This window comes from Telluria beijingensis (assembly GCF_030770395.1).
In the GTDB taxonomy this organism is placed as follows: Bacteria; Pseudomonadota; Gammaproteobacteria; order Burkholderiales; family Burkholderiaceae_D; genus Telluria; species Telluria beijingensis.
The window spans coordinates 1578124-1592930 of the sequence record NZ_CP132480.1 but is presented as its reverse complement, the minus strand read 5'-3'; the positions used below and the strand labels follow the sequence as shown (position 1 = coordinate 1592930).

The following is a 14807-nucleotide window of genomic DNA, read 5'->3' as shown; positions in this document are numbered from 1 at the left end:
TGTACGCCCGGTGTGCGCTAGTCCAGGTGCGGCTTCAGATACGGCGCAGTGCGGCTGGCCCTGTTGCGCGCCACAGTCATCGGCGGGCCGGATGCCACCACCTTCCCGCCCTCGTCGCCCGCGCCCGGTCCGACGTCGATCACCCAGTCGCTGCCGGCCACCACCCGCATCGTGTGCTCGACGACGATCACCGTATTGCCGGCATCGACCAGGCGGTTCAGTTGCACCATCAGGCGGTCTGCGTCGACCGGATGCAGGCCGGTGGTCGGTTCGTCCAGCACGTACAGCGCATTACCGCGGGTGGCGCGCTGCAGCTCGGACGCCAGCTTGATGCGCTGCGCCTCGCCGCCCGACAGCTCGGTGGCCGGCTGGCCCAGGCGCAGGTAGTCGAGACCCACCTCGTCCAGCACTTCCAGCGAGCGCTCGACCAGCGCTTCGTCCCTGAAAAAGTCGATCGCCTCGCCCACCGTCATGCGCAGCACTTCGGCGATATTCTTGCCGCGATACGTCACCTCGAGCGTTTGCGCGTTGTAGCGCGCACCTTCGCAGGTCGGGCATGGCGCATACACGCTGGGCAGGAACAACAGCTCGACCATCACGAAGCCCTCGCCGGCGCAGTGTTCGCAGCGGCCCTTGGCGACATTGAACGAGAAGCGCCCGGCGTCGTAGCGGCGCTTCTTCGCATCCGGGGTGGCGGCGAACAGCTTGCGCACCTGGTCGAACAGGCCTGTGTACGTGGCCAGGTTCGAGCGCGGCGTGCGGCCGATCGGCTTCTGGTCGACCCGCACCAGGCGCCGCACACCCTCCATGCCGGACACGATGCGGCCTTCCAGCGGCAGTGCTTCGTCGCGTTCCAGGTCGGGTTCCTCCGGTTGTTCGTCAAGCGCCGCACCGCCCTGCCCCAGGGCCTGGCCGACCAGCTCGACCAGCACCTGGCTCACCAGGCTCGACTTGCCGGAGCCCGACACGCCCGTCACACTCGTCAACACACCGAGCGGAAAATCGACGGCCAGGTCGCGCAGGTTGTTTCGGTGGACGCCCTCGAGCTTCAGCCAGCCGGTCGGCTCGCGCGGCGTGCGCTGGGGCAGCGGCGCCTCGCCGAACAGGTAGCGCCGGGTCTGCGACCGTTCGACCTTGCGCAGGCCCTCCGGCACCCCGCTATACAGCACCTGGCCGCCGCGCTCGCCGGCCAGCGGGCCGACGTCGACCAGCCAGTCGGCCTGGCGGATCACGTCCAGCGCATGCTCGACCACGAACAGCGAATTGCCGGCCGCCTTCAGCTGGGCCAGCGCGTCGAGCAAGGCTTCGGTGTCGGCCGGATGCAGGCCGCTCGACGGTTCGTCGAGCACGTACACCACGCCGAACAGGCTCGAACGCACCTGCGTGGCCAGGCGCAGGCGCTGCAATTCGCCCGGCGACAGGGTCGGCGTGCTGCGTTCGAGCGCCAGGTAGCCCAGGCCCAGCGCCAGCAATACCTCCAGGCGCGCGGCCAGGTCGGCGGCGATGCGGCGGCGCACGATCAGCTGCTCGGCGTGCAGCTGCTTGCCTGGCTTGTCCTTGCCTTCGGCGTAGGGCTGGAGCAGTTCGGCCAGCCTTGCCAGCGGCAGGCGCGAGATCTCGGCGATATCGTGGCCGGCGAAGGTCACCGACAGCGATTCGCGCCGCAGGCGCTTGCCTTCGCACTCCGGACAGGCGTTGCTGACCATATAGCGCGCCACGCGCTTCTTCATCGACGCGCTTTCGGTATTGGCGAAGGTCTGCATCACGTAGCGCCGCACGCCGGTAAACGTGCCCTGGTAGCTGGGCGGATCCTTGCGCTTGAGGGCCGCTTTCGTCTCTTTCGGGGTCAAGCCGGCATACACCGGCACCGTCGGGCTCTCGTCCGTGTACAGGATCCAGTCGCGGTCCTTCTTCGGCAAGTCGCGCCACGGGGTATCGACGTCGTAGCCGAGAGTGACCAGGATGTCGCGCAGGTTCTGGCCATGCCAGGCCGGCGGCCAGGCGGCGACCGCCCGCTCGCGGATCGTGAGGCTGTCGTCCGGCACCATCGACTGTTCGGTCACGTCGTAGATGCGGCCCAGGCCCGAGCAGCGCGGGCAGGCGCCTTGCGGGGTGTTGGGCGAGAACGACTCGGCAAACAGCAGCTCCTGCCCTTTCGGATAATCGCCGGCGCGCGAGTACAGCATGCGCAGCGAGTTGGAGAGCGTGCTGACGCTGCCGACCGACGAGCGCGCAGTCGGCGTGCCGCGCTGCTGCTGCAGGGCGACGGCCGGCGGCAGGCCCTCGATCTCGTCGACCTCGGGCACTGGCATCTGGTGGAACAGGCGGCGCGCATAGGGCGACACCGATTCCAGGTAGCGCCGCTGGGCCTCGGCATACAGGGTGCCGAAGGCCAGCGACGATTTACCGGAACCCGAGACGCCGGTGAACACCACCAGCTGCCCGCGCGGGATGTCGAGGTCGACGTTCTTCAGATTGTGTTCGCGCGCGCCGCGCACGTGGACGTAGCCGTCTGCGGCGGCGTCATGATGGGGCTTCTTGCCGGGCATCTGCCCTCCAGCGTGATCTTGGAAACGTCATTGGACGCCTTGCGCAGGCCGGCGTCGGTGCGCTTTCCAACAGTGCGCTAGCCGCTGGCCAACGCTTCCAGCCGGTCGCACAACGGGTCGGCGCTGCCGGCGCCATTGAACCGGATGGCGACGGCGGCGCAGCGCGCCTGCATGGCCTCAATGCCGACCACCCGCTGCAAGGCCTCGACCATCCGCGCCGGCGTCACCCGCCGCGCATGCAGGCTGGCCCCGACGCCCAGCGACTCGACCCGCGCCGCGTTATCGAACTGGTCGTGCGCCAGCGGCACCACCAGTTGCGGCCGGCCGGCGCGCATGGCTTCGGCCGTGGTGCCGATCCCGCCGTGGTGGACCAGGGCCGCGACGTGCGGCAGCAAGGCTTTCAAGGGCACGTATTCCTGCCAGCACACGCCCGGCGGGAGGATGGGCGGCAGTTGGTCGCGGTACGGCGTCAGGAACACCGCGCGCAGGCCGAGCGCACCCACTGCATGCGCCGCAGCCTCGAAGTAGGCGCGCGCCTGGCGGTTGCCGGTGCCGGGCGTGAACACCACCGGCGCCATGCCTGCCGCCAGGAAGGTCCGCAGTTCACAGCTCGGCGCCGCATCCGGATCGGGGTCGTACAGCGGAAAGCCGGCCTGGAACAGCGGCTGCGGCCAGTCGAGCGGCGGCGCCGCGAACCAGTCGGGGAACAGCGCCAGCGACAGGTCGGCCACGGCGGGGACGTACTCGATCAGCCGGCGCACCGGCGCCAGGCCATGCTGCCGGCGCGCCGCGTTCAGGCTGGGCAAGGCCACCGGATCGATGAAGCGCGCGGCAAGGCTGCGCCACAGCCAGCGGCGCCCGCCATGCGGCAGCCAGCGCGGCACCTTCCACGGTCCCAGCAGCAGCGGATCGTGCACGGTCGGCAGGTTGGCGGGCGCGAGGTAGGTGGTGGCGATCTTCATGCCTGGCGAGGCAAGCCGGCACAGGTCGGCCTCGGGCAAGGCCAGCGGATGGACCAGCAGTACGCACTGCTTGTCGCCGGCAAGCGCCTCGACCAGTTGGGGCAGATGCGCCATTGCCGGCCGCGTGGCTTGCCACACCACGGCCAGGCCGCGGGTCGGATGCCACAGGTCGGGATGGTCGAGCACCGCCGGATCGGCCGGCAGGCCGTGGAAGGTGAGCCCGGCCGACTCGACGAACGGCGCATGCTGCTCCGGGCCGAGCAGGTCGACCCGGTGCCCGCGCGCGCGCAGGCAGCGGCCCATCCAGAGGAAGGGGAACAGGTCGCCGGCCGAGCCGAACGTCACCAGGATGAACTGCAACCCGCCCTCCCCTTCTCTTTGATTAGAAGGACAGTGTACCCTCGATCGAATCGTCGAGCGTCTTGCCGATCACGGCGCCGACTGCCACCTTGACGCCGGCCACCGCATCGCCATGCTTGTTGTCCCAGTAATAGCCGATCTTGGGCACGACCTTGATGACGGTGATGCGCGGATCGTCTTCGCCCTCGGTGAACCAGGTCTTGAGCATCGAGTTCCACAACTGCTTGATGCGCGCCTTGTCCTGCGAGATCTCGGCCAGGCCGTCCAGTTCCAGGAAGCCGGAATGCTTGCCCGACTGGAAGAACAGCTTGACGGTCGGATTGGCCTGCAGCTCCTGGTTCTTGTGGCTGTCGATGCTGCTCAGGAACCAGATGGCGCCGGCGTCGTCGGTCTCGCGCACGCTCATCGGCCGCACGCCGCGGCTCGGGCCGTGGCCGTCGCCGGTGCAGAAGAAGCACGAATCGGCGTCGTCGATCATGTCCTTGATGCGCTCGATGGCATCCACGCCGGCCAGGTCGCGGCGGTTTTCTTCGGGTTGGTTGCGGTTGATGGAATCCATCGTCTTCTCCTGAAAGCATGGCCATGCGGCCGATGGGAAGACTGTAGCCCGATCGCCCACGCGGGTATGTGGGCGGCCGAACGCTGGGCGATCGAAACGCCCGGCGCCCGGTTCAATGCAGGTTCACAGGAAGCGGTCGAGGATCTTGCGGCTATGCTTGTCGATCCTGAACATATCGCGCACCAAAAAATTGATGCCGTGGTTGTCCGCGATGAGCAGCGACGCCTCGCCGATACGGCGGATGTCCTCGTCGACCTTGAGCACGAACTCGGTGTCGCCGCGGTCGGTCTTCACCGTCCAGGTGCACGGCGTAGCGAAGCTCGACACGTCCTTGATCGCCAGGATCTCGGGGATGAATTCGCGGCCTTCGATCTCTTCGCCGATCAAGGCGCGGACAGCCTCGGGAACCTCGTCCAGGTCGTCGATCCAGGCGACTTCCTTGCCGCCGTCGCGCACCAGCGAGATTCCCCTGGTCGGGGCCTGGATCGGGAAGGCGCGCACCGGCGTCACGCCGACCCACTCTTCCCCGTTTTCGAGGGTGATCACCAGCTTGCCGAAGCTGTCGCGGCGCAGCTGGAAGGGGATGGTCGGTGCTTGCATCATGCGTCCTTGTCGTCCAGGTCCTGGTCCACGTTGCGCGCCTGCGCCTCGTACAACCGGTGGTAGGCGCCTTCGCGCGCCATCAATTCATCGTGATTGCCTTCTTCGACCACCACGCCGCGGTCCAGCACCACCAGGCGGTCGGCCCGGTGCAGGGTGGACAGGCGGTGCGCGATGGCGATCGTGGTGCGGCCCTGCACCAGATTGTCGAGCGCCTTCTGGATCTCTTTCTCGGTTTCCGAGTCCACCGACGACGTGGCTTCGTCCAGGATCAGGATCGGCGGATCGATCAGCAGCGCGCGCGCGATCGAGATGCGCTGGCGCTCGCCGCCCGACAGGCCCTGGCCGCGCTCGCCCACCATCGAATCGTAGCCCTGCGGCAGGCGCAGGATGAATTCATGGGCGTGGGCGGCGCGCGCCGCCGCGATGATCTCTTCGCGCGTCGCATGCGGCTTGCCGTAGGCGATATTGTCTGCGATGGTGCCGAAGAACAGGAAGGGTTCCTGCAGCACCAGGCCGATATTGCGGCGATAGTCGGCCACCGCGAACGAGCGGATGTCCTGGCCGTCGAGCAGGATCGCGCCCTCGGCCACGTCGTAGAAGCGGCAGATCAGGTTGACCAGCGTGCTCTTGCCCGAGCCGCTGTGGCCGACCAGGCCGACCATCTCGCCGGCCTTGATCTTGAGCGAGATGCCGCGGTTCACCGCGCGGTTGCCGTAGCGGAAACCGACTTCGCGCAGCTCGATATTGCCCTCGATCTTGTCCACCTTGACCGGATTGACCGGGTCCGGCACGCTCGACACATGGTCGAGGATGTCGAAGATGCGCTTGGCGGCCGAGGCCGACTTCTGCGTCACCGACACGATGCGGCTCATCGAATCCAGGCGCACGTAGAAACGGCCGCTATAGGCGATGAAGGCCGACAGCGTGCCCACCGTGATGTCGCCGCGCGACACCTGCCAGATGCCGAAGCACCAGATCACGAGCAGACCGAGCTCGGTCAGGAACGACACCGTCGGCGAGAACAGCGACCACACCCGGTTCAATTTATCGTTGACGGCCAGGTTGTGCTTGTTGGCCTCGCGGAAACGCGCCGCTTCGCGTTTTTCCTGGGCAAAGGCTTTCACCACCCGGATGCCGGGAATGGTGTCGGCCAGCACATTGGTCACCTCGCCCCAGACGCGGTCGATCTTCTCGAAGCCGGTGCGCAGTTTGTCGCGCACGATGTGGATCATCCAGGCGATGAAGGGCAGCGGCAGCAGGGTCACCACGGCCAGCCACGGGTTGATGGTGAACAGGATCACGCCCGTCATCACGATCATCAGCACATCCGACAGGAAGTCGAGCAGGTGTAGCGACAGGAAGACGCAAATCCGGTCCGAGCCACTGCCGATGCGCGCCATCAGGTCGCCGGTGCGCTTGCCGCCAAAAAATTCCAGCGACAGGCGCATCAGGTGTTCATACGTCGTCGAGCGCAGGTCGGCGCCGATCCGTTCGGACGCCAGCGCCAGCACATAGGTCTTGGCCCAGCCCAGCAGCCAGGCCAGCAGTGCGGCGGCAAACAGCCCGCCCATGTATAAATAGACAAGACTGGTATCGATGGCCTGCCCGTTCTGGTACGGGATCAGGACATTGTCCATCAGCGGCATCGTCAGGTAGGGCGGAATCATGTGCGCGCCGGTCGAGCCCAGCATCAGCAGGAAGCCCAGCAGCAACTGCCCTTTATATGGCTGGGCGAAGCGCCACAGGCGGAACAGGGTCCAGGTCGACGGTGGCGTGTGCAGCACCTTTTCGCAGATCGGGCAGTCTTCCTGGTCCGGCTCCAGCGGCGCCTTGCAGCTCGGGCACGTGTGCTGGTCGGGCGGCCGGACGGCGACGCCGGTCGCGACGCTCTCTACCTGGTCGCGGAAGTGATCGCTCACACGGATCGCGTGCAGGTTCTGGCCCAGGGTGAAGCGCCAGCCGGCCAGCAAGCCCTGCTCGTCGACCAGTTCGAGGTGGCCGACGCCGGCGTGGTCGTGGTGGCGCAGCGCGGTGCCGGCACGGTGCTCCCAGGCGCGCCATTGCGCTTCGCCCGGTGCGCGCGCCAGCAGGCGGCGGTCGGTGACCAGCACCAGGCCCTTCGAAAAATGTAATTTCGCGTCGAGGTCAACCTCCACGCTGCTTAAAACGTTTTCCCCTGGTGCAAGCTGTTTCGCGACGTCACTTTGCCACCGATCAGGGACCGAACTGGCGGCAAGTGCTAGCGACGAAGGAATAGCAGGTTGTTGAGTTGTCATGTATTGCGCCCGCTGGCAGGCTGTTTTTGTAAGGGTGGCAATGCGCGCCGACTTGGCGAAGCACGAAGGACCGTCGTTACGCCATTGCGTGAAACGCTCCACAGAGCGCTAGAACGTTTGTGCGTATCGTTTGGATGACACGGAAAACGTGTAAATGGGAATGTTGCAGCGCAGCAGGCTGCTATATGGGTAGTCAGGCATACAAGGACAAGCCGCCAGCGCGAGGAAAGCGCCAAGTGGCAAGAGTGAAACCATGACCAAGAAGAACGACATCAAATTCCTGCGCGTGACTTACCTGCGCGGACCGAATATCTGGACCTACCGTCCGGTGCTCGAGGCCTGGCTCGACATCGGCGAGCTGGAAGACTACCCCTCGAACCTTCTTCCCGGCTTCACCGAGCGCCTGACGGCGTGGCTGCCCGGCCTGGTCGAGCACCACTGCGGCGTCGGTTACCGCGGCGGTTTCAACGAGCGCCTGGTCGAGGGCACCTGGGCCGGCCACATCCTCGAACACATCGTGCTCGAAGTGCAGAACCTGGCCGGCATGAAGACCGGCTTCGGCAAGACCCGCTCGACTGGCGAGCACGCCATCTACAAGATGGCCTTCCGCACCCGCGACGAGACCGTCGGCCGCGCCGCGCTGGACGTCGCCCACCGCCTGATGATGGCCGCGATCAACGATGAGCCCTTCGACCTCGCCGGCGAAGTCGCGCGCCTGACCGACATGGTCGACCGCCACTGCCTGGGCCCGTCGACCGCCCACATCGTGGACGCCGCCACCGACCGCCGCATCCCGTCGATCCGCCTGACCGACGGCAACCTGGTGCAGCTCGGCTACGGCGCAGCCCAGCGCCGCATCTGGACCGCCGAGACCGACCGCACCAGCGCGATTGCCGAAGGCATCGCCAGCGACAAGGACATGACCAAGTCGCTGCTCTCTTCCTGCGGCGTACCGGTGCCGGAAGGCGCGATCGCGCGCAGCGCGGACGATGCCTGGGACGAAGCGCAGGACATCGGCCTGCCGGTGGTCGTCAAACCGATCGACGCCAACCACGGCCGCGGCGTGTCGCTCAACCTGACGACCGAGGCTGAAGTGAAGGCCGCCTACACCATCGCTTCGGTAGAGGGCGAAAGCAAATCCGTGCTGGTCGAGCGCTTCGTCACCGGCAGTGAACACCGCCTGCTGGTGGTCGGCCGCAAGGTGGTCGCCGCCGCCCGCGGCGAATCGGTGTGGGTGACCGGCGACGGCCGCCAGAGCGTGGCCGAGTTGTGCGAGACCCAGATCAACACCGACCCGCGCCGCGGCGAGAGCGAGGAATTCCCGCTCAGCCCCGTCAAGCCGCGCGAGAGCGAGGAAAACCAGCTGCAGCTGCAGCGCCAGGGCCTGACTCCCGAGTCGGTTCCGTCCGAAGGCCAGAAGGTGCTGATCCAGGTGAACGGCAACGTCGCCGACGACGTCACCGACCTGGTGCACCCGGACGTCGCCCACGCCGCCGCCTTGGCCGCGCGCATCGTCGGCCTGGACATCGCCGGCATCGACCTGGTGTGCGAAGACATCGCGCGGCCCCTGGCCGAGCAGCGCGGCGCCATCATCGAGGTCAATGCCAGCCCGGGCCTGCTGGCCCATATGAAACCGGCCAGCGGCACGCCGCGCAACGTCGGCAAGGACATCGTCGACCACCTGTTCTCTCCTGAAGAAACAGGCCGCATCCCGGTGGTCGGCGTGACCGGCTCGCAGGGCTGCAGCCTGATCACGCGCCTGGTCGGCTGCCTGGTCAACATCACGCGCAAGGAAGTCGGCGTCGCCAACGGCGAAGGCCTGTACCTGAATGCGCGCGCGATCTCCAACCGCGACTCGACCGGCGTCGACGCCGCCCAGCGCATCCTCATCAACCGCAATGTGCAGACCGCGGTGTTCGAATCGCATGCGCGCTCGATCCTGCAGGACGGCCTGCCCTACGACCGCTGCACGGTGGGCGTGGTCACCGACATGAAGGGCATCGAAGACGTCGCCGAGTTCCATATCCGCGACCAGGATGCGATGCGCAACGTGATCCGCAGCCAGGTCGACGTGATCCTGCCGGACGGCGTGGCAGTGCTGAACGCGGCCGACGAGGCGGTGGCCGGCCTGGCCGACCTGTGCGACGGCGGCGTGATCTATTACGCGGCCGACGAGGCCAACCCGGTCCTGGCGGCCCACCGCCAGCAGGGCGAACGTGTCGTGTTCGCGCGCGACGGCCGCATCGTGCTGGCCGCGGGCGAGCAGGAAACGCCGCTGATCGCGCTGTCGACGATGAAGCCGTCGACCGTGAAGTACCCCGAAAACGTGCTGGCGGCGGTGGCCGCGGCCTGGGCCCTCGGCGTGCCGAGCGACCTGCTGTGCGGCGGCCTGCGCGCGTTCGACGCGACGCCGAAGAAGTAATCCATTCGTAAAGGAAGACGATTCATGGAAGTATCTCGCGTACGGGCCCTGCGTGGCCCCAATCTCTGGAGCCACCACACCTCGATCGAGGCCATCGTGGCGTGCACGCCTGAAGAAGAATCGATCGCCACGCTGGCGGGTTTCGAATCGCGCCTGCGCGTGCGCTTCCCGCAGATCGGCGCCCTGCAGCCGTTCGGCCACGACGACACGGTGCCGATGGCGCACGTGCTCGAACTGGTGGCGCTGACCCTGCAGGCCGAAGCCGGCTGCCCGGTCAGCTTCAGCCGCACCACGGCGACGCTGGAAACCGGCATCTACCAGGTGGTTGTCGAATACAGCGAGGAAGACGTCGGCCGCCAGGCGCTCGACCTGGCCCAGCAACTCATCGTTTCCGCCCGTGATGACACCCCGTTCGACCTGGCCGCCGCGCTCAAGCAGCTGCGCGACACGGACGAAGACGTCCGCCTCGGCCCATCGACCGGCTCGATCGTACAGGCCGCCGTGGCCCGCAACATCCCGTTTCGCCGCCTGACCGAAGGCAGCATGGTGATGTTCGGCTGGGGCAGCCGCCAGCGCCGCATCCAGGCCGCCGAGATCGACGCCACCGGCGCGATCGCCGAATCGATCGCGCAGGACAAGGAATTGAGCAAGAAGCTGCTGGACGCGGCCGGCGTGCCGGTGCCGCAGGGCCGCAGCGTGGTCGACCCCGACGATGCCTGGGCCGCGGCCATGGAAATCGGCCTGCCGGTCGTGATCAAGCCGAAGGACGGCAACCAGGGCAAGGGCGTCACGGTCAATGTGACCACCCGCGAGCAACTGGATGCCGGCTTCAAGGCCGCCAGCGAATTCCGCGACGACATCCTGGTGGAGCGCTACCTGCCGGGCCACGACTACCGCCTGTTGGTGGTCGGCGACAAGCTGGTCGCCGCCGCGCGGCGCGAGCCGCCGCAGGTGATCGGCGACGGCAAGCACACCGTGCGCGAACTGGTCGACACCGTCAACCGCGACCCGCGCCGCGGCGATGGCCACGCGACGTCGCTGACCAAGATCCGCTTCGACGACATCGCCCTGGGCACCCTGGTGCAGCAAGGGATGAACGCCGATTCGGTCCCAAGCCTGGGCCAGCGCGTGGTCTTGCGCAACAACGCCAACCTGTCGACCGGCGGCACCGCCACCGACGTCACCGACGACGTGCATCCGGAAGTAGCCGAGCGCGCGATCGCCGCCGCCCACATGATCGGCCTGGACATCTGCGGCGTCGACCTGGTGGCCGACAGCGTCCTGAAACCGATGGAAGAAACGGGCGGCGGCATCGTCGAAGTCAATGCCGCGCCCGGCCTGCGCATGCATCTTGCCCCCTCGTTCGGCAAGCCGCGCGCGATCGGCGACGCCGTCATCGACACCCTGTTCAAGGATGGCGACGACGGCCGCATCCCGGTGGTGGCCGTGACCGGCACCAATGGCAAGACCACCACGGTGCGCCTGATCGCGCACCTGCTCACCGCCTCCGGCCTGCGCACCGGCATGACCAATACCGACGGCGTCTACATCGAAGGCCGCCGCATCGACAGCGGCGACTGCAGCGGCCCGCGCAGCGCGCGCAACGTGCTGCTGCACCCGGACGTCGACGCCGCCGTGTTCGAGACGGCGCGCGGCGGCCTGCTGCGCGAAGGCCTGGCCTTCGACAAATGCCAGGTGGCGGTGGTGACCAATATCGGCGCCGGCGACCACCTGGGCCTGAACTACATCACCACGCTGGAAGACCTGGCGGTGCTGAAACGCGTGATCGTGCAGAACGTGGCCGTGGGCGGCATGGCGGTGCTCAATGCCGCCGACCCGACCGTGGCGGCGATGGCCGAGAAGACCCGCGGCGAAGTCACCTTCTTCGCCCAGGACGTCGGCAATCCGGTCATGGCGATGCACCGCGCCCAGGGCCGCCGCGTCGTCTTCGTCGAGGAAGGCTTCCTGGTCGCTGCGCAGGGCACGTTCGTCGAACGCATCGACATGAAGGAAGTGCCGATCACCCGCGGCGGCGTGGTGGGCTTCCAGGTCGAGAACGCGATGGCCTCGGTCGCCGCGGCTTGGGCGGTGGGTACCTCTTGGGATGCGATTCGCCTGGGCCTGAAGACTTTTGTCGGCGAGAGCGACAATGCGCCGGGCCGCTTCAATGTGTTCGAGCACCGCGGCGCGACCGTCATCGCCGACTACGGCCACAATCCGGATGCGATCGCGGCGCTGGTCAATGCGGTCGAGAGCATGCCGGGCAAGCACCGCTCGGTGGTGATCAGCGGCGCGGGCGACCGCCGCGACCAGGACATCCGCCAGCAGACCGAAATCCTCGGCAAGGCCTTCGACGACGTGCTGCTGTACCAGGACCAGTGCCAGCGCGGCCGCGCCGATGGCGAAGTGATCGCGCTGCTGCGCGCCGGCCTGGAAGGCGCCACGCGCACCGCGCACGTGGAAGAGATCAATGGCGAATTCGTGGCCATCGACCGCGCGCTCGACCGCCTGGACGAAGGCGACCTGTGCCTGATCCTGATCGACCAGGTCGATGCGGCGCTGGCCCACATCACCCGCCGCGTGACCCAGGCCAAGGCGGCCTGACGTCCTGCTCTCCAGGGCGGAATGCTATCCTGCACGGATGAGCATTCCGCCCCGCGATTCCTACTCTTCTCTTCCACCGCTCGGCATCACGCTGCTGTTGCGGGCGCTGTTCAAGCGCCGCGTGCCTTCCTCGGCCGCGTCGGTCAGCGCCACCTTTCTCCTCGACCGGATCGACCGCGACCACGTGCGCCGCTATAACACGGCGTTCGGCTTTCCCGGCGATGCGGTGCCGCTCACCTTCCTGTACCTGCTCGCGCAGCGCGCGCAATTGGCGACGATGGTCGCGCGGCCGATCCCTTTTCGCATTCCGGGGCTGATCCACGTGGAGAACAGCCTGGCGATGCGTGGCCCGGTGTGGCCCGACGTTCCGCTGGCCTTGAGCACCACCCTGCGGTTGCCGCCTCCTGCCGCGAACGGCGCGCGCTATTGCGTGCTCGAGACGCGCGCCTTCGATGGCGAGCGCCTGGCTTTTTCGTGCGACAGCACGTATCTGGTCAAGCGCGGCAGCCGCGAGGGCCGTCCTGCCGCGGCACAGGCCGCGCTGCCATCCGGCGAGGCGCTCGGCGCCTGGACTGTTGCGCACGATGCCGGCCGCCGCTACGCGGCATTGTCCGGCGACTGGAACCCGATCCACCTGTGGCCGTGGTCGGCGCGCCTGATGGGCGTGCGCGCGCCCATCATCCATGGGGCGCACACGCTGGCCAGGGCATGCGCGCTGCTACAGGCACGATCGGGCAGCGCCATCACCTCGGTCTGGTGCCGATTTCGCCAGCCCGTAGCGCTGGGCTCCGACCTTGCACTGTTCGCAGGAGAAGACGATGGCGGGTTCGCAGCCGTATGCAACGGCCGTCTCGCCATCGAGGGCAGGAGCGAGTCTACGACATCGCCGGCGCCGGCGGTTTCGGCTCGTCCGGCAGCGGAGTGAACTCCTTGTCGTCCGCGTCCGGCAGCTTCATCCGGCCCGCCTTCCAGTCGGCCGCCGCCTGCGCCAGCCGGTCTTTCGACGACGACACGAAATTCCAGTACAGGTGGCGCTCGCCGACCGGTTCCCCGCCCAGCACCATCACCTTCGCATGCTCCAGCGCCTTGACCCGCGAAGCGCCCGCTCCCAGCACCAGCATGCGGCCGCTCTCGTGGCGCATGCCATCCATCTCGACCGCGCCGGTCGCGATGTACAGCGCGCGCTCGGTGTAGCCGCCCGGGATTTCGGCGGTCGAACCCGGCGCCATGTCGAGGTGCGCGTAGAACAGCGGCGAATGCGTCGCGGCGCCGGCGGTCAGGCCATAGGCGCTGCCGGCGATCAGCTGGCCGGTGACACCGGCTTCCTCCCACTGCGGCAGGTCGGCGCCGGAATGGTGCGAGAACGATGGATCGATTTCTTCCATTCCATCCGGAAGCGCGACCCACGCCTGGATGCCGTGCAGATGGTCGCCATGGGCGCGTGCATGCTCGAAACGCTCGCTGTGCGTGATGCCGCTCCCCGCCGTCATCCAGTTGACTTCATGCGGCCGCACCGGCAGCTCGTAGCCCAGGCTGTCGCGGTGCATGATCTCGCCCGAGAACAGGTAAGTGACGGTCGACAGGCCGATGTGCGGATGCGCGCGCACGTCGACGCTGCGGTCGATGCCCGGCGCCAGGTCGAGCGGGCCCATATGGTCGAAGAAGATGAACGGCCCCACCATGCGCCGCTTGGCGAACGGCAGTACGCGGCCGACTTCGAAACCGCCGCCCAGGCTGCGGCGGCGCTGCTCGATGATCATGTCTATCATGCTTGTCTCCCTGTCAGGCCGGATCCGCGGCCAGCTCGGCCACCAGATGTGCGATCCGCTCGCGGGCGCCAGCCAGTGCGAGTTCGCGCGCCTCCGGTCCGAATCCGATTTTTTCAGCGTGGATGAAGGTCACGTCGTCAATGCCGATGAATCCCAGGAGCTGCTTCAGGTAGGGCTCCTGGAAGTCGCTGGCCTTGCCCGGCCCTTCCGAATACAAGCCGCCGCGCGATTGGACCACGATGGCGCGCTTGCCCGTCAACAGTCCCTGCGGGCCGGCGGCGCTGTAGGCGAACGTGACGCGCGGGCGCAGCACATGGTCGAACCAGGCGCGCAGGCTCGAAGGGATGCTGAAATTGTACATGGGTGCGCCGATCACGACGATGTCGGCCGCCTGCAATTCGGCGATCAGTTCATCCGACAGGTCGCGCGTAGCCAGTTCGGCGGCGGTCGCGGCGACGCCACGCACGCCGGCGACGGTGACGGCGCTCAGGTGCGGGATGCCCTCTTCGTCGACGTCGCGGCAGGTCAGGCGGACGTCGGGTTGCGCTTCGATCAGGCCGCGCACGATGTCCCCGACCAGGGTGCGCGAAACGGAAGCATCGCCCGAAACGCTGCTATTGATGACCAGGATGTGACTCAAATCGTTCTCCGTAGTGTCGATGGTGTGCATGAAAATAGACCGTCCGTGTCGTGCACGGTAGTG

10 protein-coding genes are annotated in these 14807 nt (G+C 67.4%); 3 read left to right on the top strand and 7 right to left on the bottom strand.

Annotated elements, in window-relative coordinates; all coding sequences use genetic code 11:
* Window positions 1-17 precede the first annotated feature (17 nt).
* From uvrA to Q9246_RS07025, 5 genes are all read right to left on the bottom strand, one after another.
* A complete protein-coding gene (uvrA, locus tag Q9246_RS07045; protein ID WP_306396512.1) occupies window positions 18-2549 on the bottom strand; it encodes an excinuclease ABC subunit UvrA in 2532 nt (843 codons plus the stop codon).
* Between the two features lie 77 nt (window positions 2550-2626).
* On the bottom strand, window positions 2627-3871 hold the full coding sequence (locus Q9246_RS07040; RefSeq protein WP_306396511.1) for a glycosyltransferase: 1245 nt from the start codon (window positions 3869-3871) through the stop codon (window positions 2627-2629).
* A 22-nt stretch (window positions 3872-3893) separates the two neighbouring features.
* Window positions 3894-4430 carry a pyridoxamine 5'-phosphate oxidase family protein gene (locus tag Q9246_RS07035; protein WP_306396509.1) on the bottom strand — a complete coding sequence of 179 codons (537 nt, stop codon included), beginning with the start codon at window positions 4428-4430 and terminating at the stop codon, window positions 3894-3896.
* A 123-nt stretch (window positions 4431-4553) separates the two neighbouring features.
* Window positions 4554-5033, bottom strand: a complete 480-nt coding sequence (locus tag Q9246_RS07030; protein ID WP_306396507.1) for a cyanophycin metabolism-associated DUF1854 family protein — start codon at window positions 5031-5033, stop codon at window positions 4554-4556.
* The gene (locus Q9246_RS07025; protein ID WP_306396505.1) at window positions 5030-7309 is read right to left on the bottom strand and encodes a cyanophycin metabolism-associated ABC transporter; all 2280 of its coding nucleotides are present in this window, start codon (window positions 7307-7309) and stop codon (window positions 5030-5032) included. Before Q9246_RS07025 ends, Q9246_RS07030 begins: the two co-directional genes overlap by 4 nt.
* Window positions 7310-7562: 253 nt before the next feature.
* On the opposite strand from Q9246_RS07025, the gene Q9246_RS07020 reads away from it, so the two are divergent.
* Genes Q9246_RS07020 through Q9246_RS07010 form a run of 3 tightly spaced genes read left to right on the top strand, consistent with a single transcriptional unit; the run spans window position 7563 to window position 13260 of the window.
* Window positions 7563-9731: a cyanophycin synthetase gene (locus Q9246_RS07020; protein ID WP_306396504.1), complete on the top strand. Its 2169-nt coding sequence runs from the start codon at window positions 7563-7565 to the stop codon at window positions 9729-9731.
* Window positions 9732-9755: 24 nt separating this feature from the next.
* Window positions 9756-12335 (top strand): cyanophycin synthetase, encoded by a 2580-nt coding sequence (cphA, locus tag Q9246_RS07015; protein WP_306396503.1) that lies wholly within the window; start codon window positions 9756-9758, stop codon window positions 12333-12335.
* Between the two features lie 37 nt (window positions 12336-12372).
* The gene (locus Q9246_RS07010) at window positions 12373-13260 is read left to right on the top strand and encodes a MaoC/PaaZ C-terminal domain-containing protein (RefSeq protein WP_306396502.1); all 888 of its coding nucleotides are present in this window, start codon (window positions 12373-12375) and stop codon (window positions 13258-13260) included.
* Here Q9246_RS07010 and Q9246_RS07005 read toward each other — a convergent pair.
* Window positions 13211-14104 (bottom strand): pirin family protein, encoded by an 894-nt coding sequence (locus tag Q9246_RS07005; protein WP_306396501.1) that lies wholly within the window; start codon window positions 14102-14104, stop codon window positions 13211-13213. The two genes, Q9246_RS07010 and Q9246_RS07005, sit on opposite strands and share 50 nt — an antisense overlap.
* A 13-nt stretch (window positions 14105-14117) precedes the next feature.
* Window positions 14118-14744, bottom strand: a complete 627-nt coding sequence (locus Q9246_RS07000) for an FMN-dependent NADH-azoreductase (protein WP_306396500.1) — start codon at window positions 14742-14744, stop codon at window positions 14118-14120.
* Window positions 14745-14807: the final 63 nt, after the last annotated feature.